A 1,327-nucleotide genomic window follows, 5' to 3' on the forward strand; every position below is an offset into this window, starting at 1 on the left:
AATGATGAGCAGGCATTTGTGGCACAGCATGGAGAGGGAAAAGCCAATAGCAAAATTAAATTTCTTGCCAATGGAGATATTACTGAAGATTCAACCGATGCAGTAAATGGTTCGCAACTTTATCTTATGAGCAACCAATTGGCTGCGTATTTTGGTGGTGGCGCTGGCTATAATAATGGAGAATGGACTGCTCCTACTTTCAAGATAGCACAATTCAAGGCTGACGGGAGCTCTAGTGAAAAGAAGGATTATCATGACGTTGTCAGTGCTTTTGACGGCGTAAGTGAGAGTATGTCTAAGATAAACGACCGCATTCAAAATGTTGAAAACAATGTCTCGTCCAATGGTTTAAATTGGAATGAGCAGAAAAAAGCTTATGACGCTAGCCATGATGGTCAACCAAGTAAGATTATCAATGTAGCAGATGGTAAAATTGCAGAAGGTTCAAAAGATGCAGTCAATGGTGGACAGCTTTGGGAGACCAACGAACGTATCACTGGCGTTGAAAAAGATATTAAACATATTGAAAACAGAGTCGACAATATTTCCACTACGGTTACGAATATTGGTGAAACGGTTTTCAATATTGAAGACAGAGTTGATAATATTGAGAACACGGTTAATAATCTTGCTGATGGGGCAGTTAACTATGATAAAGATGCTGATGGTAAAAAGGCCAATAAGATCACTCTACAAGGTGGGAATGAAAGTGAACCTGTTATGATTGATAATGTTGCCAATGGTCGCATTGAACAAGGTTCGAAAGAAGCTGTTAATGGCGGTCAGCTCCATGACTATACCCAAGAACAGATGAAAATTGTTCTCGATGAATCGAAGCACTACACAGATCAACGGATAAATAATATCAGGATTGATGCTATTGATGGTGCTGTTGATCGGGCTAACCAATATACAGATATGAAGTTTAATATTTTAAGTTATGATATTAAGAGCGTACGCAAAGAGGCAAGGCAAGCAGCTGCCGTTGGTCTAGCAGTATCCAACCTACGTTACTTCGACGAGCCAGGATCTTTGAGTGTCTCATTTGGTAGCGGCGCATGGCGTGGACAATCCGCATTTGCTCTTGGTGCTGGTTATACATCTGAAAACGGGAAAATCCGCTCTAATCTCTCTGCCACGAGTGCTGGTGGTCATTGGGGAATAGGTGGTGCAATTACTCTGAAAATAAAATAATACGAACAACGAAAACAGAACAAAATATCCACCCTTATTTATTAAAATGAGGGTGGATATTTTTTTACAGATTCACAGTATTTATCTAGAGATAAGCATAATATTTGATGACACTATAAATTTTGAGGTTTTA

General features: G+C 39.4%; 1 protein-coding gene. It reads left to right on the forward strand.

What is annotated here, in order from left to right:
• The coding region (locus ACFIMU_RS03455) for a Vomp family autotransporter (protein WP_375696819.1) at window positions 1-1,194 on the forward strand (1,194 nt) is incomplete at its 5' end.
• Window positions 1,195-1,327: the final 133 nt, after the last annotated feature.

Source organism: Bartonella sp. AC70YNML, assembly GCF_042196545.1.
Lineage (GTDB): Bacteria > Pseudomonadota > Alphaproteobacteria > Rhizobiales > Rhizobiaceae > Bartonella.